Source organism: Streptomyces sp. NPDC028289 (genome assembly GCF_055565975.1).
This window is the reverse complement of sequence record NZ_JBVHTI010000002.1, coordinates 470,621-495,080: the sequence shown is the minus strand read 5'-3', so window position 1 is coordinate 495,080 and position 24,460 is coordinate 470,621. Positions and strand designations below refer to the sequence as shown.

The following is a 24,460-nucleotide window of genomic DNA, read 5'->3' as shown; positions in this document are numbered from 1 at the left end:
CCTCCCGAGAGACGTCCTGTTCCACCGAGTTCGGAGAAGGCACAGCATGCACAACGCACCGTACGACCTGGGCATCGACAGCGGCGGTGACAGCTTCCCCGTGTCGGGGCCCGCGCCCCGGCTGTCGTGGAAGCCGCCATCGGACGCGGCACGCCCGGTGGCGTACGAGGTGGAGTGCACCGTCGACGGCGAGGCGCGGCCCGCTGTGACCACTGCTGTGGGCGGGCACCGGTTCCTCGCCTGGCCGTGGGCGGCGCTGGACAGCGGCCGTCGGGTGGCCTGGCGGGTCCGGGCGCTCGGCGCCGACGGCGGTTCGCCGTGGTCGCGGTGGCACACGTTCGAGAGCGGTCTGCTGGCCGCCGACTGGCGGGCGCGCTGGATCAGTCCCGCCGAGTCCGGCGACCGCGGATACGGCAGGCGGCCCGCATACGCGCTGTCGGCCCGGTTCCCGGTGCGCGCCGGGGTGCGCTCGGCACGGCTGTACGCGACGGCACTCGGGCTGTACGAGGCGTACGTCAACGGCGAGCGGGCCGGCACCGCCGAACTCACGCCCGGGGCCACCTCCTACGACCGTACGCTCCACGCCCAGGCCTACGACGTCACGGACGCCGTCGTCACGGGCGACAACCGGATCGAGATCCTGCTGTCCGACGGCTGGTACCGGGGCCAGGTGGGCGCCTTCCGCCAACCGGCCGGCTGGGGCACGGTGCCCGGCGCGCGGGCCGAACTCCACCTCGTGCACGAGGACGGCACACGGCAGGTCGTCCGCACCGACGGGACGTGGACGAGCGCGGAGTCGGCCATCACCCGGGCCGACCTCATGGACGGGCAGGCCACCGACCTCCGCGTCGGGCCCGGCACCGAACGGCCCGTCCTCGTGGACCTGGTCGAGGCACCCGCGATCACCTGGTCGCCGGCACCGCCGGTGCGGGTCGTGGAGTCGCGCCCCGCACAGTCGGTCCAGCGGATCGGGGACGGGCTCTGGATCGCCGACTTCGGTCAGAACGCCTCCGGCCGGATCACTCTGAGCGACCTCGGACCGGCCGGGACCCGTACCGTCATCGACCACGGCGAACACCTCGGCCCCGACGGCGACCTGACGACTGCTCACCTGGACGCCACCCGGCCGGGCCAGGCATCGATCCCCTTCGTCCAGCGCGACGAGGTGGTGTCCGCGGGCGGCGGTGAGACGTTCGAGCCGCGCCACACCGTGCACGGCTTCCGGTACGTCCGGGTCCGCCGCGAGGGCGCCCCGCTCGACCCGGCGAGCCTCGTCATGCGGGTAGTCCACACGGACCTGCGCCGCACCGGCACCTTCGCCTGCGGACACGAGGATCTCAACCGCCTCCACGAGATCGCCGAATGGAGCTTCCGCGGCAACGCCGTCGACGTGCCCACCGACTGTCCGACCCGTGAACGGCTCGCCTGGACCGGCGACTACCAGGTCTTCGTCCCCACCGCGACACGCCTGTACGACGTCCTGGGCTTCAGCCGCAAGTGGCTGCGCTCCGTCCGCGACGACCAGCTGCCCGACGGCCGGATCGCCAACTTCTCGCCCGACGGACGCCGTATCAAACACCACCTCGACGACCAGTTCGCCATGATGACCGGCTCGGCCGGCTGGGGCGACGCCGTCGTCGCCGTCCCGTGGGAGCTGTACGAGTCGTACGGCGACCGGGAGGTGCTGGCGGAGAACTGGGAGGCGATGGTCCGCTGGGTGGAGTGGGCGCTCATGACCGCCCGCACCGCCCGCCACGGGTCCCGGACCGAGCGCTCGGCCGAACCGCTGCCGCACGAGCGGTACTTGTGGGACGGCTCCTTCCACTGGGGTGAGTGGACCGAGCCCCGGGTGAGGGCGGCCGACGGGAGCCGTGTCGACCCGGTCAAGGACGATCCCGTCGCCTGGTTCCTGGCCGACAAGGGCGAGATCGGCACGGCCTTCCTGTACCGCTCGACGGTGACCCTGGCCCAGGTGGCACGGGTGCTGGACCGTACCGAGGACGCGGACCGCTACGCCGAGATCGCCGAGCGGGTACGTGACGCGTGGCGCACCGAGTTCCTCTCCCCCGACGGACGCACCGTCGGCGACACCCAGGCCGGTTACGTGCGCGCACTGTCGCTCGACCTCGTCCCCGGTGCACTGCGCGAGGCCGCCGCCACGCGCCTGGTCGAGCTGATCCGCGCGGCCGGCACGCATCTCGGCACCGGCTTCCTCGCGACCGGCGACCTGCTCCCCGTCCTCGCCGACACCGGACACTCCGACGTCGCCTACGAGCTGCTCCTCCAGCGCACCGCGCCGTCCTGGCTGTACATGCTCGACCGCGGCGCGACGACCATCTGGGAGGACTGGGAGGGCGTCGACGACACCGGCACCGCGCACGAATCCCTCAACCACTACAGCAAGGGCGCGGTGGTCCGCTTCCTGCACACCCACGTCCTGGGCCTGCGGCAGTCGCCGGGGTCGGTCGCCTGGGAGTCCTTCGAGGTCGCGCCCGTCCCGCACCCGTCCGTGCCGTGGGCCCGGGGCACGCACGAGTCCCCGCAGGGCACGATCGCCGTCGAGTGGCGGACGGACGGCGACGAACTCACCGTCACGGTCGACGTCCCCCCGGCCACCACCGCACGCGTCGTCTTCCCCGACGGCACCACGGTGGAACCCCTGCCCTGCGGCAGGTTCAGCGCCTCCCGCCGCGTGGGGAAGGGAGGTTGAGCCGACCGGCGCGCGTTTCCCGCGGACGGCAGCCAAGGAGGGCGTGGCGTCCGGCAGAGCCTCGCGCATCGCCGCCACCCTGGCCTACCACGATTCCCCCATGACGGGACGGTCGGGCGCAACCAGCAGGTCGATCTCTCCGACACGGGTCCACGCCCGCCGCGGCGAGTCAGCCGCCCGTGCTCTCGCCCCCGACGACGGCCCAGCGCGGGTCGATGCCGAGTTCCTCGGCGTGAGTGAGCAGCCATTTGCGGGCCGTGTCAGGGTGCGAGCCGGTAGTCCGGCACGACGACGGGCGCGCGCCCAACTCGGCGGCGAAGGCGGCTCATGAACCATCAGGGGTGAGATGGGGGGCGCTCCGGTACCGCTCGCCGGTCGGCCCCAGTCCGGCACGAGCCTACGCCCGTCGGAGCGGTCGACGATGTCAGGGGACGGTCAGGCCGCCCCCCAGGAGCGCTTGCCGGTTGGCCGTGAGGAGTTCGAAGCGGTCGGCTTCGGTGCGGTCGATCTCCGTGATGTGCCAGCGCAGATGGGTCCCGGCGCGCAACGCGGCCGGGATGTCGACGTCCCCGGTACCGATGGGCGTCTGCGCTGTGTCCAATGTGGCGGGGCCGTCCTTGACGTGGGCGGCCATGGCGCGTTCTCCGAGACGTTCCAGGACCTCGGCCGGGTCCTGGCCGGCCACGGCGGCCCAGTAGACGTCGACCTCGGCGAGGACCTCGGGGTCGAGCAGATCCCACAGCACGTCGAAGGCGTGGGCGCCGCCCGGCAGCCGGGCCCACTCGAAGTGGTGGTTGTGGTAGCCGAGCCGGATCCCCGCCCCTGCCATCTCCCGTGCCGCCTCGTTGAGACGGCCGGCGAAGGCGCGCACTCCGTCGTGGCTCTCCAGGGACCGCTCGTCAAAACCGTCGACGAGCCACGGAATCGGCACGAAGGCGGTGTCCGTGCCGAGGATGCGGCAGATCTCGACCGCGGCTGCCTGGCCGTCGCCCGAGACGGCGATGTGCACCGAGGTGACACCGAGGCCGGCCTCGTCCAGGTCCGCGCGCAACGCACGTGCGGAGGCGGCCAGTTCGTCGGGAGGCGTGTTCCACAGGCCGAGCGCGAACGGCTCGACGTGACGGAAGCCGAGCGCGGCCAGGCGCGCGAGCGTGCCGGGGCGGTCGGCCTCCAGGGCATCGATCACGCTGTACAGCTGGACGGCGAGAGTGCCGGGTCTCATTCTTCGTCCTCTGGCGGTGCGGCCTGCGGGAAGGTCATCCTCATGAAGGCCCGGACCGGGCCGACGATGTCGAGATCCTGGTCGAGCAGCCATTGCAACTGCAGGCCGTTGAGGACGGCTTGGAGCAGGGTGGCGGCGTGTTCGGGGGCGAGCGCCTCATGCAGTTCTCCGCGGTCGGCCTTGCCGCGCATGCCCCGCGCGAACTGATCGCTTCCCCAGGCGTAGCGCTGCACGAAGTAGCCGTGCGCGGGATGCTCCGGACGTGAGGCGGCCGCCGCGAGCTCGATCCACAGGCGCATCAACTCCGGGGCCTTCTGGTGGTGGCGAAGCATGTCACCGAGGTACGGCGCCAGGTGGTCCATGTCCGGGACCTTCGACTCGGCGTACCGCCGCTCCTCGGCGTCGCGTTCGGCGAGCACGGCGGTGAGCAGGTCGTCCTTGGTGCGGAAGTGGTGCAACAGCCCGGCGTGGGTGATGCCGGCCCGCTCGGCGATGTCCCGCAGCGAAGCCTTCGTGAACCCGTGTTCCGCGAAGCTCTCGCGCGCCGCCCGGACGATCTCCGCCCGTCTCGCCGGGGTCTTGGTGTACGGGCCGCGGGCCTTGGCCGGGGTCACAGTGCGCTTCCTCTTCCCGAATCCCGCATCACCATTCCAAAAACCTTCCAACTCTTAACATTTCGCGGCCTGCTCGGAGTGTGGGCGGCGGCGGCCCCGAGCGCAAGGGGCGGGACTCGGCGAGTTCCCGCCGGATAACGCTCTGGTTACGAACGCGGTCCCCACTCTTCCCGCGCTTCCCGCCGGGGCTTACCTTCCGAATGAAATTCGACCACGTGGTAACTGTTCACGTGACAGGGTGCACCGGAGGATCAACGACCGGCGCAACGGGCCCTGTTCACCACCGCATGCCGACGTCACTCAGGGCTCCGCCGCACACCCCCACGCGTGTGTCGCCCCGCTCGTGCACCCGTGCATGACCGCACCGACCTACCGACGCACCGACAAAGGCCTCGGCTCTCCAGGTTCCAGGACGAAGGAATCCACCCATGCGCATCCGCTTCTCGCCTTCCCGGCCCGGGCCACGGCCGCGACAGCGCTCCCAGGCACTGGCCGCCGTCGCCGTCGCCGCCCTGCTGGCCACGGCCACCTCGGCGTGCGACAGCAGCCCGACCTCCGCGTCGGACTCCGGCGCAGGCCAGACCCTCGCGCTGTCCATCCTCGGCACACCCAACTCGTTCGACCCCGCCCAGCTCGTCGAGGGCCAGCAGACCTACGTCTGGGACTCGATCTTCGACACGCTCCTTCTCCAGGACAACAAGGGCGAACTCCACCCCGGCGCCGCGCAGAGCTGGTCGTACTCCAAGGACGGCCGCACGCTGACTCTGAAGATCCGCCCGGGCATGAAGTTCAGTTCGGGCGACCCGGTGGACGCGAACGCGGTGAAGGCCACCCTGGAGCGGATCCGCTCGACGCCGGGGCAGAGCCAGCTGTCGTTGGCCTCCGTCGCCTCGGTCGAGGCCCCCGACGCCTCGACGGTCGTCATCAAGCTCAAGCAGCCCGACGCCTCACTGCTCGCCGCGCTGTCGACGTCGCCCGGCGTGATCGGCGACCCGAAGACGATGGCGAACAAGAGCACCGCCCTGAACCCGGTCGGCTCCGGGCCGTACGCCCTGGACCCGAAGACCACGGTCAACGGCTCGGTGTACGTCCTCAACCGGCGCGACGACTACTGGAACAAGAAGGCGTACCCCTTCAAGACGGTCAAGATCCGGGTGATCACCGACCCGACCGCGTCCGCCAACGCCCTCAAGGCGGGCGAGACCAACGCCGGCACCGCCGACGTCTCCCAACTGCCCGCGCTCAAGGCGGCCGGGTTCCAGATCACGCATGTGCAGGCGACCGCGGGCGCCTTCCTCGTCCTGGCCGATCGTGCGGGCACCAAGCTGAAGCCACTCGGCGATCTGCGCGTCCGCAAGGCCATCAACATGGCCTTCGACCGGCAGAAGATGGTCACGCAGGTGCTGCGCGGCTCCGGCAAGGCCACCGACCAGCTGTTCAACCCGAAGAGCAAGGCGTACGACGAGGCGCTCAACCAGCTGTACCCCTACGACGTCGCCGGGGCCAAGAAGCTGCTCGCCGAGGCCGGCTACCCGAACGGTTTCAAGGTCACCATGCCGAGCCTCGTCTTCACCAAGTCCTTCGAGCCGCTGTTCACCCAGGCGCTCGCCGACATCGGCATCAAGGTGACCTGGGAACCGGTGCCGGCCCAGCAGACCACCACCGCCGTCGCGTCCGGCAAGTACCCCATGTTCCTGCTCGTGGAGGGCCTCGCCTCCGACGCGGTCATGACCCGCAGCTTCTACACCCCGACCGGCTTCCGCAATGTGTTCCACACCACCGACCCGAAGCTGACCGAGCTCCTCGGAAAGGCCGCCCGGGAACTCGACCCGGCCAAGGCCGCCGGGCTCTACCGGGAGATCAACGAGTTCGGCGTCGACAACGCGTGGCTGGCGCCCGTCTTCTACCTCGGCAGCGACTGGGCCACCAAGAAGGGCATCACCTACCTGGGCGACGGCTCCTCCACGATGTCCACCGTCCGGCAGTTCGGCGTCGCCGACTCGTCGCGTTCCAGAGGGTGAGCGGCCACCCATGACGGTCTATGTGCTGCGTCGCCTGACCGCGGGCCTCGTGCTCGCGGTCCTGGTGACCATGATCACCTTCCTGCTGCTCAGCACGTCCTTCGACGACGTGGCGAGCAGTGTCCTCGGCAACGGCGCCACCCCGGGGCAGATCGCCGCCCAGAAGGCTCAGATGGGCCTCGACCGGCCCTTGGCGGTGCAGTACGGCGACTGGCTCTCGCACGCCGTCCGCGGAGATCTCGGCGCCTCGTACTTCACCAGCGAACCGGTCCGCTCCGCGATCACCGCCCGGCTCGGCGTCACCCTGTCGATCGTCGTCGTCGCGCTGCTGGCCACCTCGGTCATCAGCGTCGCCCTGGGGGTGGCCGCAGCCGCACGCGGCGGCGCCGTCGACCGGTTCGCGCAGGGCGCCGCGATGACCGGCTACCTCGTCCCGAGCCTGCTCGTCGCCATCGCGCTGGTCTATGTGTTCGCCGTCAGGCTGCACGTGTTCCCGGCCACCGGATACACGGACTTCAGCGAGAACCCGGCCCGCTGGGCGAGTTCCATCGCCATTCCCGTGGTCGCCCTGATGATGGGCGGGGTCGCCAGTCTGACCTCCCAGATCCGCGGCGCCATGATCGGCGAACTGCGCAAGGACTACGTCCGCACCCTGCGCACCCGGGGCATCCCCACCCGCTCCATCGTGCTGCGGCACGCCCTGCGCAACGCCGCCGGACCGGCCCTCACGGTCCTGTCCCTGGAGTTCATCCAGATGCTCGGCGGGGCCCTGATCATCGAGCAGATCTTCGCCCTGCCGGGCTTCGGTCAGTACGCGTTCAACGCCTCCTTGCAGGGCGACGTACCGATCATCATGGGCATCAGCCTCTTCGGTGTGCTGCTCGTCGTGGCCGTCAACCTCGTCGTCGATCTCCTCAACGGATGGCTCAACCCGAAGGCGAGGATCGTCAGTTGACCACACCCAATGCGGACACGCGGCGCCGCTCCACCCTGCGGCGACTGATCGCCGACCCCCAGGCCGTCGTCAGCGCGAGCCTCCTCGTCGTCATCGTCCTGCTCGGGCTGCTGGCCCCCGTCCTCAGCGACCACGGTGCCAACGAGGCGAACCTGGACGCGGTCAACGCCGGCGTCGGCGACCACGGCTATCTGCTCGGCGGCGACAAGAGCGGCCGCGACATCTTCGCCAGGCTCCTGTTCTCCATCGACACGAGCGTGGTCTCGGCGCTCATCGGCACGAGCATCGCCCTCGCGATCGGGATCACGTCCGGTCTGGTCGGCGGCTACTTCGGGCGGCGTGTACGCGGAGTCGCCGAGTGGCTGTTCAGCCTGATCATGACCTTCCCCGGGCTGCTCCTGCTCATCGTGCTCATGCCGGTGACCAAGGGCGACTACAAGGCCACCATGGTCATCTTCGGCGTACTGCTCTCCCCGGGCATCTACCGGCTCGTACGCAATCTCGTCCTCGGCGTGAAGAACGAGCTGTACGTGGACGCCGCCCGGGTCTCCGGACTCCCAGACCGGCGCATCCTGCGCCGGCATGTCCTCACCGTGGTGCGCGGGCCGGTGATCATCGGCACCGCGTTCCTCGCCGGCTCGTCCATCGCCGTCCAGTCGGGTCTCGCCTTCCTCGGCGTCGGCTCGAACACGGTGCCCAGCTTCGGCGCGATGATCTCCGAGGGGTTCGGCAACCTCTACGAGGAGCCGCTGCAGTTCCTGTGGCCGAGCCTCGGCCTCGGGATCATGACCGCCTCGCTCGTGCTCCTCGGGAACGCGCTGCGGGACGCCCTGGAGGGCGGCCGCCCGAAGCCGGCCCGGATCGTCACCGCCACCGCGTACCGGCCGCCGGCCACCGAGAGCGCCGTCTCCGGACTGCTCACCGTCGACGACCTGGCGATCGCCTACCCGACACCGGCCGGCGACCTGAAGGAGGTCGTCAGCGGCGTCACCCTGAGCGTGACGGCCGGGGAGACCCTCGGTCTGGTCGGCGAGTCCGGCTCCGGCAAGACCCAGACCGCGTTCGCCGCACTCGGCGTGCTGCCCGCGGAGGCGGTCGTCACCCGCGGCTCGATCCGCCTCGACGGCCGCGAACTGCTCGGCCTGAGCGAACGCGAACTGCGGGCGGTACGGGGAACGTCCATCGCCTACGTCCCCCAGGAACCGATGTCCAACCTGGACCCGTCCTGCACGGTCGGCGCCCAGCTCGTCGAGGGCGTGCGCGCGGCGACGCCCATGGCGAGGAGCGAGGCCCGCGACCGGGTCCTGGCACTCCTCGCCCGGGTCGGCATCCCCGACCCCGGACGCACGTTCCGCTCCTATCCGCACCAGATCTCCGGCGGCATGGCACAGCGTGTCCTCATCGCGGGCGCCGTCGCCAGCCGACCGCTGCTGCTCATCGCCGACGAACCGACCACCGCCCTCGACGTCACCGTTCAGGCGGAGATCCTCGACCTGCTGCGCGACCTGCGCAGGGAACTGAACATGGCCGTACTGCTCGTGACGCACAACTTCGGTGTGGTCGCCGACATCTGCGACCGCGTGGCAGTGATGCGGGCTGGGACGGTCGTCGAGACCGGCACGACGGAAGAACTGTTCGGCGCACCGCAGCACCCCTACACGCGCACGCTCCTCGACTCGATCCTCGACGAGACCACGCTTCGCACCGACCCGCCGGCCACCCCGGCGGGCGCGCTCGAAACGGAGAAGCGATGACCACACTGCTGGAGGTGAGCGATCTGCGCGTCACCTACCCCGGGCGGGGCTTCAGAGCCCGCTCCCACGAGGTCCTCCACGGCGTGTCGCTCACCGTGGGGCAGAGCGAGACCCTCGGTGTCGTCGGCGAGTCGGGCTCCGGGAAGACGACCATCGGCCGGGCCGTGCTCGGCCTGATCGCGCCCAGCGGCGGCACGGTCCGCTTCCGGGGCAACGACATCACCCGCGCCGGGCGCGCGGAGCGCCGTGCCCTGGCCCGGGACATCCAGGTCGTCTTCCAGGACCCGTACTCCTCCCTCAACCCGGCCCTCACCATCGGTGACATCCTCGGTGAACCGCTGATCGTGCAGGGCACCGAGACGAGTGAGGCCCGGCGCCGGGTGGCGGAGCTGCTCGACCAGGTGGGGCTGCCGAAGGACGCGTCGCAGCGACTGCCGCGGGAGTTCAGCGGCGGCCAGCGGCAGCGCGTGGCGATAGCCCGCGCCCTCGCACCCGCCCCCCGGCTCATCGTCTGTGACGAACCCGTCTCCGCACTCGACCTCACCACCCAGGCCCGCGTCCTCGACCTGCTCGTCGACATCCAGCGCCGCACCGACGTCGCGTACCTGTTCATCTCGCACGATCTGGCGGTCATCCGGCACGTCAGTCACCGCGTGAGCGTGATCCACCACGGCGACATCGTCGAGACCGGGACGGCGGCCCAGGTCACCACGGCCCCCGAACACCCCTACACAGAAAGGCTCTTGCTCGCGGCGCCGGTCGCGGACCCGGCCGAACAGCGTCGGCGGCGCGAGGCGCGACAACGCCTGTGACCTGTTCGCCGTACCGCATCAGTCGAACACGTCAGAACCCGTTGGCAGGAAGCCGCCTTGGGCCACGGCGCTTTCAGCAGGATTGTGTCGCGGGCCGCAAGGCGGCCTGATGCCGAGTCGTTCCGCGAGTTCGCGGGCGCTGACGCCGTACGTCTCCCGGATGCGTACGCCGTCGGGGCCGACGTCGAAGACGCCGTGGTCGGTGTAGACGCGGCTGACGCAGCCGATGCCGGTGAGCGGGTAGGTGCAGTGCGGCACGAGTTTCGGTTCGCCGGAGCGGGTGAAGAGCGTCATCATCACGTAGACGTCCTTGGCGCCGACGGCGAGGTCCATGGCGCCCCCGACGGCGGGGATGTCCTCGGGCTTGCCGGTGGTCCAGTTGGCGAGGTCGCCGTCGAAGGCGACCTGGTAGGCCCCCAGGACGCAGACATCGAGGTGTCCACCGCGCATCATGGCGAAGGAGTCGGCGTGGTGGAAGTACGCCGCTCCCGGCAGCCCGGTCACCGGGATCTTCCCGGCGTTGGTCAGGTCGGGGTCGACCGCGTCGCCCTCGGCCTTCGGACCCATGCATCCGCCACGAGGTCGGCGAGACCTCGACGCTGGTCACACTCGTGGCCGGCGGCCTCGGCGTCGCAGTCGTGCCCGAGCCCGTGACCGCGTTGGCGCTCGACGGCGTCGCCTACCTACCGCTCGCAGGCGCCGACGCCCGCGTGGAGCTGGCCGTCGCCCACCGCGCGGACCGCTCCGAGCCGCACCTGGCGCGCACCGTGGGGATCATCCAGGCGATGTTCTGAGACGGTCAGCGACGCCGGGCAAGGCCCCTCGGCCGCCGCGACCACCCTGCCCACGAGTCCTGCTCGCGCCGTGACGTGGGCTGTCTGCTCAGAGCCCGCGGCGCGGGTGCGAAGGCTGGGGCAGGTCGTCCCGCCGGACGGCGTCGAGCCAAGGAGTGAACAGGGTTGGCCCTTTCTTGTCCGAGGTCGTGGAAGCGGGCGGCCGTTGCCGCTGGACACTGCGCGGGAGTGCTTTGCACTCCGAGGTGCTGTCGGGTTCTGCGCACTTCTGCCGAACAGGATGCCTCGTCGCCGGATTCGGTCGGTACCCGCACTCCCTCACCAGCAGCCGCAGCGCTGAGAGGCCGGTGGGTCCCGGCCCGGCCGCGAGGAGCCCCCGCCGGACGCTCCGTCCCGGCCGTCGGACGGTGCGGCCCGGCGGCACTCAGGCCGTGGTTCCGGATCCCTCCACGTCGCCGTGGCCGCCGGTGATCCCCGCCAGCCGGAGCAGCAGTTCCTTGACCTCGGTGGCAGCGAACTCCTCGCGTGCCCGGGCAGTGGTCCGACACCGGCTGCGCCTGCCAGCGCTGGAACCTCACCCAGACCGCGCTGCCGAACCTGTCGACCGGCCAGTACCGGCTGGTCAACAAGAACAGCAGGAAGCTCATGGAGATCCCGGGCGCCTCCACCACCGTGGGCAAGCAGGCCGGCCAGTGGGTGAACACCGCCAACAACTGCCAGCTGTGGACGTTCACGTCGGCCGGCAGTGGGGCGTGGACCGTGAAGAACGTCAACAGCGGTCTGTTCCTCGACTCGAACGGCTCGACCTCGTCCGGTGCGGCCATCGTCCAGAAGTCGTCCGCCGGCGTCGCCTCCCAGCAGTGGACGCTGACGGACGCCGGCAACGGCTACTTCAAGCTGGTCAACTCCGGCAGCGGACTGGTCGCGGACGTCGCCTCGGCCTCCACCGCCAACGGCGCGCTGATCGTCCAGTCGACGGACACCGGCGCGAACGACGAACTCTGGCAGATCGTCCGGGTCAACTGACCCGTACCGGGGCCCGGTTCACGGCCGGGCCTCGGCCCCCCTCACGACCGTACAGAAACAACATCACCTTCATTCGAAATCTCGAACAACAATCGGGATATCGAATCGAACGCCGGTCACGCCACCGATCCCCGGGTCGTGGGCCGGGTCGCCGCCTGGAGCCGGGCCGCCGCCGGCCGGCACGCCGCCCGTACGCTGCGGCTGGCCCGCTTCGGCGACAACATGCGCGACGTCGCCGTCACCGAGGGCGACAAGGTCGAGGCGCAACTACGTTTCGGCTACTCGGTCAACACCTACGGCGTGAACGACCTCGTCGCGGTCGTCGACGAGGTCGAGGACAAGGCGGCCGCCGAACTCGCCGCCACATACCTGGAGTCGTACGACGTCGTCCCCGCCCTGCGCCCGGACGGCATCCTCCACGGTTCGCTGATGTACGCGGCCCGCCTGGAACTGGGCCTGCGTGCCTTCCTCACCGAGGGCGGCTTCACCGCCTTCACCACCAACTTCGAGGACCTCGGCGGCCTCCGCCAGCTGCCCGGCCTGGCCGTCCAGCGCCTGATGGCCGACGGGTACGGCTTCGGCGGCGAGGGCGACTGGAAGACCTCCGCCCTGCTGCGCACGATGAAGGTCATGGGCCAGGGGCAGCCCGGGGGCACGTCCTTCATGGAGGACTACACCTACCACCTCGGCCCCGGCGAGCCCCGCATTCTCGGTGCTCACATGCTGGAAGTCTGCCCCTCCATCGCGGCCGACCGCCCCAGCTGCGAGATCCACCCGCTGTCCATAGGCGACCGCGAGGACCCGGTCCGGCTGGTGTTCGACGCCGCTCCCGGGCCCGCCATCGTCGTCGGCCTGTCCGACCTCGGCGACCGCTTCCGCCTCACCGCGAACGCCGTCGACGTCGTCGCACCGAGCCAGCCCCTGCGCCGACTGCCCGTCGCCCGCGCCGTATGGACTCCGCGCCCGTCGTTCGCGGAGTCCGCGGAGAGCTGGTTGCTGGCCGGCGCCCCGCACCACACCGTGCTCAGCACCGCCGTCGACCGGGAGACGCTGAGCGACTTCGCCGCCATGACCGGGGTGGAACTGCTGACGGTCGACGAGAACACCTCCGTCGACCAGCTGGCCAAGGAGATCCGCTGGAACGCGGCCTACCACCGGCTGGCTCAGGCCCTCTGAAACCGTCCGTAAGGGAAAGCACCATGACCACAACCGTCCGGGCCGGCCTTCACCAAGAGGTCCTGGAGGCCAATCTCGCCATCCCGCAGGTCGGACTCGCCACCCTGACCTGGGGAAACGTCAGCGGAGCAGACCGCGAGGCGGGGATCTTCGTCATCAAGCCGTCAGGAGTGCCGTACGAAAGGCTCACGATCGACGACCTGGTGACGGTACGCCTGTCCGACGGCGCGGTGGTGGCGGGCGACCTGCGCCCCTCCACCGACACCGAGACCCACCGCTGCCTCTACCTGGCCTTCCCCTCCGTCGGCGGGGTGACCCACACCCACTCCACCCACGCCGTCGCCTTCGCCCAGGCCCGCCGGGACGTCCCCGTCCTCGGCACCACCCACGCGGACACCTTCAAGGGGCCGATCCCCGTCACCCGCGACCTCACCCCGGCGGAGTGCGCGAAGGACTACGAGTACAACACCGGCCACGTCATCGTCGACCTGCTCGGCGGCGAAGACCGGAAGGCCGTCGAGGTGCCCGCCGCGCTCGTCGCCGGACACGGCCCGTTCACCTGGGGCACGACCGCCCGCAAGTCCCTGGAGCACGCGATCATCTGCGAGGCCGTCGCCGACATCGCCCTCCACACCCTGTCCCTGTCCCCGACCACTCCGCCCCCACCCCACCTGCTCGCCCGCCACTACACCCGCAAACACGGCCCCGACGCCTACTACGGCAATCCGGACACAGCCGCCGTCACCCGCTGACCGGAGGCGGCCACCGCCGCCCCAGAGGACCCGGCCGCCCCCTCCGACCAGAGGCGGCCACCACACCGCCTTTCCCTCTCCAGCCTTCACTCAGGAGACCCAATGACGCGTCTTCGGTTCAGACGAGCCTTCCTGGCGGCCCTGTTCACCGCGATCGTCGCTCTGCTGGTGTCCGTCCTCGCCCAGCCCGCGGGCGCGGCGGGCGGCGCGACCTTCACCAACCCGCTCAAGTCCAGGGCCGGGGCCGACCCCTGGCTCCAGTACTACGACGGCAACTTCTATCTGATCACCACCTCGTTCACGAACGAGATGTTCATGCGCGAGTCCCCGACCCTCGCCGGACTGAACACGGCCCCGAACGTGCTGATCTGGCACGACGACACCGCGGGCCGCAACGCCAACATCTGGGCGCCGGAGATCCACCTCTACAACGGTCACTGGTACCTGTACTACTCCGCCGCCCAGTCCGGCGCCGCCTGCTGCGACACCCAGCGCACCGACGTCCTGGAGAGCGCCGGCACCGACCCCCTGGGCCCCTACACCTTCAAGAACCAGCTCAGCGGCTCCAACCTGACGCCCGGCGGCTGGCTGATCGACGCCAGCGTCCTGGAGTACAACAGCAACCTCTACCTGGTCGGCAGCGGCTTCGTGGGCGGCAGCGCGCAGAGCCTGGTCATCGCCCCGATGTCCAACCCGTACACGCTGTCCAGCTCAACCTTCACGGTCATCTCCAGCCCGACCTACGACTGGGAGAAGGTGGGCAGCCCGGTCAACGAGGGACCCGAGCCGCTTCACCACAACGGCCGCACCTTCCTGACCTACTCGGCCAGCAGCTGCCAGACCGCCGACTACAAGCTGGGCCAGCTGGAACTGACCGGCACGGACCCGCTGGACCCGGCCTCCTGGACGAAATCGGCGACGCCCGTGTTCCAGCGCAACGACGCGAACGGCGTCTACGCGCCCGGCCACAACGGCTTCTTCACCTCGCCCGACGGCACCCAGAACTGGATCGTCTACCACGCCAACAGCGCGGCCAACGGCGGCTGCGGGAACAACCGCACCACCCGCGCCCAGCAGTTCACCTGGAACGCCGACGGCACCCCGGACTTCGGCACCCCGGTCGCCCTCGGCACGTCGCTCGCCGAACCGTCCGGCGAGACCGGGACCACCCCGGCCGCGTACACCCTCGTCAACAAGCACAGCGGCAAGTGCCTGAACGTCTCTCAGTCCGGCACCGCCGACGGCGCCGACGTCAACCAGTGGACGTGCAACGGGGGCGCCAACCAGGAGTGGACCTTCTCCGACCCGGGCAACGAGACCAACCGCGTGACCAACGTGAACAGCGGCAAGGTCCTCGACGTCAGCAGCTGCGGCACCGCCGACGGCACCAACATCCAGCAGTGGAGCTGGCTGAACAACAACTGCCAGAAGTGGAAGCTGGTGTACACCCAGACCGGCTACGTCCGTCTCGTGAACGCCAACAGCGGCAAGGTCGCCGACGTGGCCAACTGCGGCACCGCCGACGGAACCGACGTCCGCCAGTGGACCTGGCTGACCAACGACTGCCAGCTCTGGCAGCTCAAGCCGGTCTCCTGACGGCAGCTTTTCCCGGTGGCCCGGCGGCTTCCGGAGAAACGGAAGCCGCCGGGTCACCGGTTCGGGCGTGCCGTTGCCGAGCAGGACAACCCGGACGAGCTGATCGCCGGCTTCGACAAGGTGCACGCCCCGGCCGACCGGCCAGCCGTCGCCGCCAAACGCGCCAAGCTCACCGGCAGCGCCTCGAATACCGGGGCCGCTGCATGAGTGCGGGGCTGCACGGGCCCGAGTACGCCATCGACGCACTGCTGTGCGCCGGGCATTCCCGCGTCCTGACCGAGAAGGTGTGTTGACGGCCTCAGCGACAAAGCCATCGCCGCCCGCCTTACCCGCGAGGCGTCCCCTGCCCCTCTGCCCACGACCCGGGCCGTAACCCCCACCGCGCTAAGACCGCGTGGCTGCAGGGCGCCGTGCGGGCCATCCTCATCAACCCCCGCTACACCGGCTACGAGGTCTGGAACAAGCAACGCAAGGAAGAACGCCTCCTCGACATCGACGACGTCGCCCTCGGCCACACAACCCGCATGACCCACAACCCCGCCGAGGAGTGAATCCGCTCCAACGAACCCGCCCCCGAAGCGATCATCAGCCCCAACCGGTTCGACACCGTCCAAACCCTCCGCAGACAGCGTGCCCGCAACCGCGCACGGCAGGAACGAGCCGGAAAACAAGGTTGCCGGTGGGCACCGCCCTGGACGGCGTTGTGTGACCTGTGGGGTGTCTCAGCCCCAAGGTGTCTCAGGCGGCGCAGCTCCCATAGACGAGACGTGACGGGTGTCGCGGCCACGTGCCGCAGCGGCCGCTCAGAGGTGGCCGTCCAGGAACTTCCGTACCTCGGCGGTGGTCATGGGCCCCGTGCCGTGCGCCACCGCCTCTCCCTCCTTCAGCAGGACGTAGGACGGGGCTCCGGTGATCCCGTATCGCTCGGTTGCGGCCGGACAACGCGTGATGTCGGCGCGGACGGCCGTCAGGCGGCCCGTGTAGTCGTCGGCGATGCCGTCCACGACGAGGTCCATCACCCGGCAGGGCTCGATTGCCTTGGGCCATGTCCCGGTGAAGTATGCGAGGACCGGAACTCCGCTCATCCCGAGGATGAAATCGAACTCCGCGTCCTCACGGGGTCGGTGAACCCGCTTCGTCATGGATACTCCTGACCTCACGTTCCGTCATTCCATCCCCATCATCCCTCGCGCGGTGTGCCAGGCCGGCACGGTCGGTCGTCCGGTTGACCTGCCGGAAGGGAGGCACGGGGCCGTCGCAGAACCACGGTGGTCCCCGGCGGGAGCGGCCCGGCCCCCGCCCCTGGTGACCCGGCCTGGCCGCCCCGCCGGTCACCCAGCTGCAGCCCGCCGCGCGCCCGTGGGTCGGCTCGTGCCAGGACAGCACCCTCCACGACGACATGAAAGCCGTCTTCCAGGGCGTAGCGGCCCAGCTCATCGACCAGATGCTCGACGAGCGGGCCGGAGCGCATCGTCCACCGGATCCAGTCGAGCCGTATCTGTCACCGCGCTTCTCAGAGACCCCCCCGACGGGCTTCCCGAGGCCTTGTCCGGTCTTCACGTCAACCCCCGGTCTCAGCTGGCTGATACCGATCTTCCCGCGCCGCATGGGCCGGCTGATGGCACCGAGAACGAGGCACGATTCCTGGACCGCTCGCGGATGCGGTCGTGGACGGTCGAAGTACGCGTCAGCTGACCCGGAGACCGACCGCCAGCGTCAGTTCAAGGACCCGGTGTGGCGATGCGAGATCCGGAAACAGCTCCCGCAGCTGCGACATCCGGTACCGGACTGTCTGGGGATGGACGAACAACGCCGCCGCCGCCTCGTCCCGTCTGCCCTGGTGCAGCAGCCATGCCCGCAACGTATCCTCCAGCCGCCGTGCGGTCGCGACGGGCAGGGTCCGCAACGGTGCGAGGGCTCGGGCACGCAGGTCTGCGAACGCGTCCGCGTCGGCGCTCAGCACCAGCTCGGGCAGGTGGTCCTCGGTGTCGCGAATATCAGAGGAGAGGGAGCGCGCGCGTAGGGCTCGTGCGTACGAGGATGACGCACGAGTCCATGGCCGGGCCGGGCCGACCACGGCGGTGCGCTCGGTGAGCTGCCGCAGGAGATGTGGTCGGTCGGCATCGGGGACGAGCAGCACACCGGTGGCGTCCGGCAGATCGTCGAGGACGAGGGTGCTCGGGTCGAGCGTGCGGTAGGCAGGCCGGGCCTGGGCGGCGGGCAGCAGGACCGCGGTCAGCGAAACCGGAGGCTGCCACCCGGCCCGTTGAACAGAAGCCAGCAGCACGTCCGGGCTCGCGCCGGCGAGGAGGTCGCGGGCCAGGTGTTCCAGGTGGCGCTCGTGGGCCCTGCCCCGGGCGGCCAGTTCGTCGGCGTGGCCCGCGGCGCTCGCGGCGGAGAGCTCGTCGATGTAGGCGAAGGTCAGTTCGGCGAACTTGGCGACCTCGGCGGCGGGCAGACCTGCGGGTACGGCACCCGCTGCCAGGCATCGCCAGGCCACGCGGGCGCCGACGCGGTAGGCGCTGAGCAGGGCGTCCATCGAACGGCCGTCCCGGACCTCGCCGCGGCCGAGCTCGTAGGCAGCGTCACCGCCGTCGCCGCCCGTGGCGTTCCCGCTCGCGAGGTCCAGATAGTGCCCCAGGGCGGTGCGGACGGCTCGGCGGATGGTGGCGCCCATGTGGCCCGTAAGGGCGTTGGCGTAGGGAGGGACCTCATCGATGATCGCCTGGACGACCTCGTCGGCGGTGGCCTTCAGCCCAGCCCGAAGTACGGTGACCGTCGTCTCATCCAGGGCCAGTTCGCTGGCCCTCCGGATCACATGGTTCACTTCTTATTCCCTGCGAACAATTCTGCCGTCCAGATTTACGCCCTGCGGTTAGGACCTTACGCCCTGAGGCACAGCAAGCTGGAGCCATGACGAGTACAGCCCTCCGCAGCAGGGCGTGGAAACTGCTGGAGATGGTCACGACGCCGCTGCTGCCGTCGGACTACCTCGACCTGGTCAGCCCGCTGCGTGCGGGCGCCGACCTGCGCGGGCGCATCGAGGCCGTGCACCCCGAGACGGGTGACGCCGCGACCATCGTGATCAGACCGGGACGGGGATGGCGCGGCCACACAGCCGGTCAGTACGTGCGGATCGGGGTTGACGTCGACGGGGTGCGCCTGTGGCGTGCCTACTCCATCACCTCGCCGACAAACCGTCAGGACGGCCGCGTCACGATCACCGTGAAGGCGATCCCGGACGGCAAGGTCAGCAACCACCTGGTCCGCAGGGCGACTCCGGGCACGCTGATCCAGCTCGACCAGGCGACCGGTGACTTCGTGCTGCCGCAGACCAAGCCGGCCAAGGTGCTCTATCTGACGGCCGGCAGCGGCATCACGCCCGTGATGGGCATGCTGCGCGACACCGAGTTCGACGACGTCGTCATGGTCCACTGCGCGCCACAGCCGCAAGACGTGATCTTCCGCAACGAACTGCACGGCCTGGTCGCGGACAAGAAGCTGCGGCTCGCCGAGGTGCACACCGACACAGACGGCATGCTCGACATCGCCCGTCTCGACGAACTCGTGCCCGACTGGGCAGAGCGCGAGACCTGGGCTTGCGGGCCCGCGGGCCTGCTCGACGCCGCCGAAGAACACTGGACCGAGCACGGCGTGCAAGAGCACCTGCACACCGAACGCTTCCGCCCCAGCATCGTCGTCGCCGGCGACGGCGGCGAGGTCACGTTCAGCGCCACCGGCAAGACCGTCGACGCGGACGGCGCCACGCCGTTGCTGGACATCGGCGAGGAGGCCGGCGTGCTCATGCCCTCCGGGTGCCGCATGGGCATCTGTTTCGGCTGTGTCACGCCGCTCAAGGCGGGCGCCGTCCGCGACCTGCGCACCGGCGAGATCACCGAGGCCGAGCCGGGCGTCCTCATCCAGACCTGCGTGTCCGCCGCGGCGGGCCCCTGCGACATCGAACGGTAGGAACACCTTGACCGCCATCGACCCCACCGCCCACCTGACCGCGGAGCAGATCGAGGAGCTTGGCCGCGAGCTGGACGCGATCCGCGACGAGGTGATCGCCGGCCGCGGCGAGAAAGACGCTGCCTACATCCGTAAGGTCATCTCGGCGCAGCGCAAGCTCGAGTTGGTCAGCAGGGGCGTGCTGCTGTTCTCGATCTTCCCGCCCGCGTGGCTGCTCGGCACCGCCGGGCTGTCCGTGGCGAAGATCATGGACAACATGGAGATCGGCCACAACGTCCTGCACGGCCAGTGGGACTGGATGCGAGACCCGAAGATTCACTCCACCACCTGGGAGTGGGATCACGTCTCGCCGTCCGAGCAGTGGAAGCACTCGCACAACGAGCTGCACCACACATACACCAACGTGATCGGCAAGGACAACGACCTCGGCTACGGCATCATGCGCGTCGACGAGGACCAGAAGTGGCACCCGTTCCACCTCGGCCAGCCGCTGTGGAACTTCATCAACGCCTGCTTCTTCGAGTACGGCATCGCAGCGTACGACCTGGAGCTCGGCAAGAACCTGCACAAGCGCCGCCGCAAGAACCCGGAGTTCCGCGCGCGGGCCAGGGCCGTGGGCCGCAAGATCCGCAAGCAGGTGCTCAAGGACTACGTGATCCACCCGCTGCTGTCGGGCCCGTCGTTCCTCCCCACGCTCGCGGCCACGTTCACCGCGAACCTGGTCCGCAACCTCTGGTCCCACTCGGTGATCATGTGCGGGCATTTCCCCGAGGGCGTGCAGGTCTTCGAGCGCCGGTCGATCAAGGACGAGACACGCGGCCAGTGGTACCTGCGCCAGATGATGGGCTCGGCGAACATCAGCGGCAGCAGGGCCATGCACTTCATGACCGGCAACCTGTCGCACCAGATCGAGCACCACCTGTTCCCGGACCTGCCGAGCAACCGGTACGCCGAGGTCGCGGTGAAGGTGCGCGCGCTGTTCGAAAAGTACGAGCTGGAGTACGTCACCGGGCCGCTGCCCAAGCAGGTGTTCTCCGCGTGGCGCAAGGTCTTCCGGCTCTCGCTGCCGAACAAGAAGCCCGAGGTCAAGACGCCGGAGCGCGAGCAGGAGCTCGTCGCGGCCTGATTCCCGGTATTGGTTCAGATCTTTCGGCCGTACCGGCGGCACCACCGGGTTCGGTGAGATCCGTTGCGGACGGTGGGCGGCCGCGACACCAGACCGTACGCCACGGGATCCGGGCAGCCCGGTGTCCGGCTGCGCTGCCTGGACGTGCGCCAGGAGCTCAGCACACAGCCCCCGGCGAGGTGTTGTAGTGCGCTGACCTGCCGTGGTCGGGCCGGTAGTCGGGTGCGTACGCGCACTCGGACTGCCGACGGGCGGGCTGGGTGGAAGGCATGGGCGCGGGCTTGAAGCTGCTGCGCTGCAGGACGGCCAGTTGCTGCTCCCGCAGGCGAGCGGAGAGGAAGCGCGGGCAGAACCGGACACATCCAGCCCGGACGGATGGACAAGCACGCGAAGCCTCTGGTGAGCACGGGTTCCCTTGTTCGAAAACCCACCTGCCAGGGGCTTCGCTCGTCTGTCAGCTCAACACCCGTGTAATGCGGCAAGTCGGGAAAGAAATCACGGAACTCAACCACGATCACCCCGTAGGGTCGACGGTCATGGTTGATCTCTACCCTCCGACTCATCCCTACGACCATGGATTTCTCGACGCCGGAGACGGCAACCGCATCTACTACGAACAATACGGCAACCCTCAAGGCAAGCCTGCGCTCAACGTCCACGGCGGCCCAGGGTCCGGCGCGCCCCAGCGGCCGACAAGGGCCTGGGATCCCGAGCGCTACCGCGTCATCCGCTTCGACCAGCGCAACTGCGGTCGCAGCACCCCGCACGCCAGCGACCCGGCGGCGGACATGAGTCTGAACACCACACAGCACCTGATCGACGACATGGAGCGGCTCCGCGAGCACCTCGGCATCGAAAGGTGGTTGCTGAACGGTGGCTCCTGGGGCGCGACACTCATCCTGGCCTATGCGCAGCAGCACCCCGCGCGTGTCACTGAAATGGTCATCCCAGCCGTCACGACGACCCGCCGCACCGAGATCGACTGGCTCTACCGGGGTGCCGGACGGTTTTACCCCGAGGCGTGGGACCGGTTCCGCGACGCCGTCCCCGAGGAGGAGCGAGACGGCGACCTGCTGGCGGCTTACGCGCGACTGATGGAGAACCCTGACCGGGCGATCCGGGAAAAGGCCGCTGCCGACTGGCTCGCCTGGGAGGACGCGGTCATCTCGAACGAGCCCAACGGCATGCCCGGCATGTACAGCGATCGCGAAGTCGACGCGCAGATCGCATTCGTACGGATCTGCGCCCACTTCTTCAGCAACGGCGCGTGGCTGGACGAGGACCAACTGCTGCGCAACGCTCACAAGCTGGCCGGGATCCCCGCAGTGTTGGTCCACGGCCGACACGACATGGGCAGCCCGGTACAGACGGCCTGGGAGCTGGCGAAGGCGTGGCCGGACGCGCGGCTCCACATCATCGAGGACTCCGGACACGCCGGAAGCGACGCGATGCAGGAGACGGTCCGGACGGCCATCGAGGAGTTCAAGAACCGGTGATCCTCAGGGCACGTAGAGGACGTCGAACTTGGCCTTCGGATTCCGCGCCGCGCAGTCGGCGCGTCTGGCCGCCGGCACCCGGTCCGAGACGTTGACCCGGACCGGGGCACGGTCGGCCCGCGGCTTCCACTTCTGCGCCCGCCGGTTCGCCCCAGGCCGAACCGATCGCATTGCACTGGGCAGGTCGCCGACCTCTACCGGGCGCACGGAAAGGGCTCAATCCTTGCGGATGTGGCTTGTCAGGAGGATCGACAACGCTGTCGCCGCGCCGGTTCCCCCTTTATAGTGAGGCCCGTGAACTCCACCAGCACGGCTGTTGTCACGGTACGCATCGACGCCCATAGCCGTCGCATCGTGCGCCGCTGTTGTAGCTGCTGTCGTTGAGGATGCCTGGGGCCTGACCCGGACATCGGTTCACTTTCCTCGAGTCCCTGCGTGACCGCCGTGCAAGCACTGGCACGCGCGGGAGCATCGTTTCCGGCCGAGCATGGACCACGTACGCCACGGGTAGGCCCATGGAGTCGTGATTGGCATGAGCATGCTGTTACGGGTGGGGTTGATTCGGACGTGGCGTCGTCAGAGCAGAGAGGTGAGGACCCGCATGCGCACTATCCATCGACTGAGAGCCGCCGTGGGCGCGTTAACCCTGGCGATGGTTGCCGTCGCATGCACCGGAGGCGGCAACGGAGCGATCACCGACGGCGCGAGCGCCCATCCCGCCAAAAAACCCGTCAAGCGAGGCGGAACGGTCACCATCGCGGAGCTGGGCGCGGTGCCCGACTTCATCTTTCCGCTGCCACCCGCGACGAACCAGAACGGCTACAACGCCAACCTCACCCAGGCCATGTGGCCCTACCTGGTGTACGCAGGAGACGGCGCCAAGTCGGTGGTGAACAAGGAGAAGAGCCTGTTCACCTCCCTCGACTACTCGAACGGCGACAAACGGCTCACCATCCGCCTCAAGAGCTGGAACTGGTCGGACGGCCGACCGATCACGAGCCGTGACTTCACCTTCGTCTACAACCTGCTGAAGGCGAACGCCTCGAACTGGAACGCCCATCTCGTCGGGCTCTTCCCCGAGGACGTCTCGAAGGTGACCACACCGGACGCCCACACCGTGGTGCTGGACCTCACCAAGGCGTACAACCCGGACTTCTACACCGACGATGTGCTCAGCACCATCCCGCTGCTCCCGCAGCACGCCTGGGACAAGACCTCCGCGACGGGCGCGGTCGGCGACCACGACACGACCACCGCGGGCGCGAAGGCCGTGTACGCCTACCTGCAGAAGGAAGGCGCCAAGACGACCTCCTTCGCGACCAATCCCCTGTGGCAGGTCGTGGACGGGCCGTGGAAGCTGGCGGAATTCCGCACCAACGGCTACTACAGCTACGTACCCAACACCGCGTACTCCGGCTCCGCCAAGCCGGTCCTCGACAAGGTCGTCCAAACGCCCTTCACCACCGACACCCCCGAGATCAACGCCCTGCGTTCGGGCAGCTCCCTCGACGTCGCCTCGCTGCCGCTGAACGACATCAAGCAGGCGGAGGCCCTCAAGTCGAGCGGGTACTCGATCGCGAGCGTGCCCATCCCGGGCGTGTCCGGGATCCTGCCCAACCTGTACAACTCTTCGGTCGGCCCGGTGCTGCGCCAGTTGTACGTGCGCCAGGCCTTCGAGTACCTGATCAACCGCACGCAGATCGTCTCCAAGGTCTACAGCGGCTATGCGGATCCGGGTAACGGACCCGTACCGGTCAAGGCCGGCGGGCCGTGGGTGTCGGCCCTGGAGAAGGCCGGCGGGCCGTATCCGTACTCCCCCGACAAGGCGAAGGCGCTCCTGCAGGCACACGGTTGGAAGGTGGTGCCGGGCGGGACGACGACGTGTGAGAACCCCGGGACCGGCTCCTCGCAGTGCGGAGCCGGCATCAAGGCAGGCCAGGCGCTGACCTTCGACCTGGTCTACTCCTCGGGCCGGGCCACCACGGACGAGCAGAACGCCGCCATCAAGTCCTCGGAGGCCCAGGCCGGGATCACCGTCAACCTCAGGTCCGAGCCGTTCAACACGCTGATCAGCAAGATCGGCACGTGCACTGCGCGGTCCCACCCTTCGTCGACCTGCGGCTGGCAGCTGGCGGAGTTCGGCTACGACCCGTATCCGCTCTATCCCAACGGCACCGGTTTCTTCGACACCGGCGGCTACAACAACGCCGGCGGCTACTCCGACCCCAAGATGGACAAACTGGTCAAGGCCACCGAATACGGTTCCTCGGCCCAGGCGTTCACCGCCTACGAGGACTACACGGCCCGTCAACTGCCCTGGCTGTGGCTGCCGTTGCGTGAAGGCCTGCTGGTGTACCGGACGAAGCTGCAGGGCGTCGTCCCGCTGAACCCGTTCTCCAGCGCGAACACCTTCGAAGACTGGGGCTACTCCAAGTGA

The 24,460-nt window shown here is 69.4% G+C and carries 18 protein-coding genes and 3 pseudogenes; 16 read left to right on the top strand and 5 right to left on the bottom strand.

Annotated elements, in window-relative coordinates; translation table 11 throughout:
• Positions 1-46: 46 nt before the first annotated feature.
• Positions 47-2,710 carry a family 78 glycoside hydrolase catalytic domain gene (locus ACZ4UV_RS10135; protein ID WP_467837264.1) on the top strand — a complete coding sequence of 888 codons (2,664 nt, stop codon included), beginning with the start codon at positions 47-49 and terminating at the stop codon, positions 2,708-2,710.
• A gap of 424 nt (positions 2,711-3,134) precedes the next feature.
• Here ACZ4UV_RS10135 and ACZ4UV_RS10130 read toward each other — a convergent pair whose 3' ends face one another.
• On the bottom strand, positions 3,135-3,932 hold the full coding sequence (locus ACZ4UV_RS10130) for a sugar phosphate isomerase/epimerase family protein (protein ID WP_451016285.1): 798 nt from the start codon (positions 3,930-3,932) through the stop codon (positions 3,135-3,137).
• On the bottom strand, positions 3,929-4,546 hold the full coding sequence (locus ACZ4UV_RS10125) for a TetR/AcrR family transcriptional regulator (RefSeq protein ID WP_467837261.1): 618 nt from the start codon (positions 4,544-4,546) through the stop codon (positions 3,929-3,931). The genes ACZ4UV_RS10130 and ACZ4UV_RS10125 overlap by 4 nt, the downstream gene beginning before the upstream one ends.
• Positions 4,547-4,974: 428 nt before the next feature.
• Between ACZ4UV_RS10125 and ACZ4UV_RS10120 the strand changes: the two genes are divergently transcribed.
• From ACZ4UV_RS10120 to ACZ4UV_RS10105, 4 genes are read left to right on the top strand one after another with little or no spacing between them, the layout of a single operon-like run.
• Positions 4,975-6,567 carry an ABC transporter substrate-binding protein gene (locus tag ACZ4UV_RS10120; protein WP_467837259.1) on the top strand — a complete coding sequence of 531 codons (1,593 nt, stop codon included), beginning with the start codon at positions 4,975-4,977 and terminating at the stop codon, positions 6,565-6,567.
• 10 nt (positions 6,568-6,577) lie between these two features.
• A complete protein-coding gene (locus ACZ4UV_RS10115) occupies positions 6,578-7,522 on the top strand; it encodes an ABC transporter permease (RefSeq protein ID WP_316769289.1) in 945 nt (314 codons plus the stop codon).
• A complete protein-coding gene (locus tag ACZ4UV_RS10110; RefSeq protein WP_467837256.1) occupies positions 7,519-9,276 on the top strand; it encodes an ATP-binding cassette domain-containing protein in 1,758 nt (585 codons plus the stop codon). The genes ACZ4UV_RS10115 and ACZ4UV_RS10110 overlap by 4 nt, the downstream gene beginning before the upstream one ends.
• Entirely contained in the window at positions 9,273-10,088 is an 816-nt protein-coding gene (locus tag ACZ4UV_RS10105; RefSeq protein ID WP_467837254.1) for an ATP-binding cassette domain-containing protein, read from the top strand. Before ACZ4UV_RS10110 ends, ACZ4UV_RS10105 begins: the two co-directional genes overlap by 4 nt.
• 108 nt (positions 10,089-10,196) lie before the next feature.
• Here ACZ4UV_RS10105 and ACZ4UV_RS10100 read toward each other — a convergent pair.
• A pseudogene (locus ACZ4UV_RS10100) lies at positions 10,197-10,655 on the bottom strand (CoA-transferase); the annotation flags it as partial.
• 44 nt (positions 10,656-10,699) lie between these two features.
• Here ACZ4UV_RS10100 and ACZ4UV_RS10095 point away from each other — a divergent pair.
• The 7 genes and pseudogenes from ACZ4UV_RS10095 to ACZ4UV_RS10065 form a co-directional block, all read left to right on the top strand.
• Entirely contained in the window at positions 10,700-10,882 is a 183-nt protein-coding gene (locus tag ACZ4UV_RS10095; RefSeq protein WP_467837252.1) for a hypothetical protein, read from the top strand.
• Between the two features lie 525 nt (positions 10,883-11,407).
• Positions 11,408-11,908 (top strand): RICIN domain-containing protein, encoded by a 501-nt coding sequence (locus tag ACZ4UV_RS10090; protein WP_467837250.1) that lies wholly within the window; start codon positions 11,408-11,410, stop codon positions 11,906-11,908.
• A 111-nt stretch (positions 11,909-12,019) separates the two neighbouring features.
• Positions 12,020-13,084: pseudogene (locus ACZ4UV_RS10085) on the top strand (L-arabinose isomerase family protein); the annotation flags it as partial.
• 23 nt (positions 13,085-13,107) lie between these two features.
• The gene (gene araD, locus ACZ4UV_RS10080) at positions 13,108-13,836 is read left to right on the top strand and encodes an L-ribulose-5-phosphate 4-epimerase AraD (protein WP_467837248.1); all 729 of its coding nucleotides are present in this window, start codon (positions 13,108-13,110) and stop codon (positions 13,834-13,836) included.
• Between the two features lie 102 nt (positions 13,837-13,938).
• Positions 13,939-15,432 (top strand): family 43 glycosylhydrolase, encoded by a 1,494-nt coding sequence (locus ACZ4UV_RS10075; protein WP_451020144.1) that lies wholly within the window; start codon positions 13,939-13,941, stop codon positions 15,430-15,432.
• A 15-nt stretch (positions 15,433-15,447) separates the two neighbouring features.
• Complete coding sequence (locus ACZ4UV_RS10070; RefSeq protein WP_467837244.1) at positions 15,448-15,639, top strand: hypothetical protein; 192 nt, start codon at positions 15,448-15,450, stop codon at positions 15,637-15,639.
• Positions 15,640-15,824: 185 nt separating this feature from the next.
• Positions 15,825-15,983, top strand: a pseudogene (locus ACZ4UV_RS10065) (recombinase family protein); the annotation flags it as partial.
• A 252-nt stretch (positions 15,984-16,235) separates the two neighbouring features.
• Here ACZ4UV_RS10065 and ACZ4UV_RS10060 read toward each other — a convergent pair.
• Together ACZ4UV_RS10060 and ACZ4UV_RS10055 are read right to left on the bottom strand one after the other, a co-directional pair.
• Entirely contained in the window at positions 16,236-16,574 is a 339-nt protein-coding gene (locus tag ACZ4UV_RS10060; RefSeq protein WP_390049164.1) for a thioredoxin family protein, read from the bottom strand.
• A 545-nt stretch (positions 16,575-17,119) separates the two neighbouring features.
• Entirely contained in the window at positions 17,120-18,259 is a 1,140-nt protein-coding gene (locus tag ACZ4UV_RS10055) for a PucR family transcriptional regulator (protein ID WP_467837241.1), read from the bottom strand.
• 86 nt (positions 18,260-18,345) lie between these two features.
• Here ACZ4UV_RS10055 and ACZ4UV_RS10050 point away from each other — a divergent pair, with 86 nt between their 5' ends.
• From ACZ4UV_RS10050 to ACZ4UV_RS10035, 4 genes are all read left to right on the top strand, one after another.
• A complete protein-coding gene (locus ACZ4UV_RS10050; protein WP_451020363.1) occupies positions 18,346-19,401 on the top strand; it encodes a ferredoxin reductase in 1,056 nt (351 codons plus the stop codon).
• A gap of 7 nt (positions 19,402-19,408) precedes the next feature.
• The gene (locus ACZ4UV_RS10045) at positions 19,409-20,527 is read left to right on the top strand and encodes a fatty acid desaturase family protein (RefSeq protein ID WP_451020362.1); all 1,119 of its coding nucleotides are present in this window, start codon (positions 19,409-19,411) and stop codon (positions 20,525-20,527) included.
• A 536-nt stretch (positions 20,528-21,063) separates the two neighbouring features.
• A complete protein-coding gene (pip, locus tag ACZ4UV_RS10040) occupies positions 21,064-22,023 on the top strand; it encodes a prolyl aminopeptidase (protein WP_451020365.1) in 960 nt (319 codons plus the stop codon).
• 652 nt (positions 22,024-22,675) lie between these two features.
• Positions 22,676-24,460, top strand: coding sequence for a peptide ABC transporter substrate-binding protein (locus ACZ4UV_RS10035; protein ID WP_451020361.1), 1,785 nt, complete (start codon positions 22,676-22,678; stop codon positions 24,458-24,460).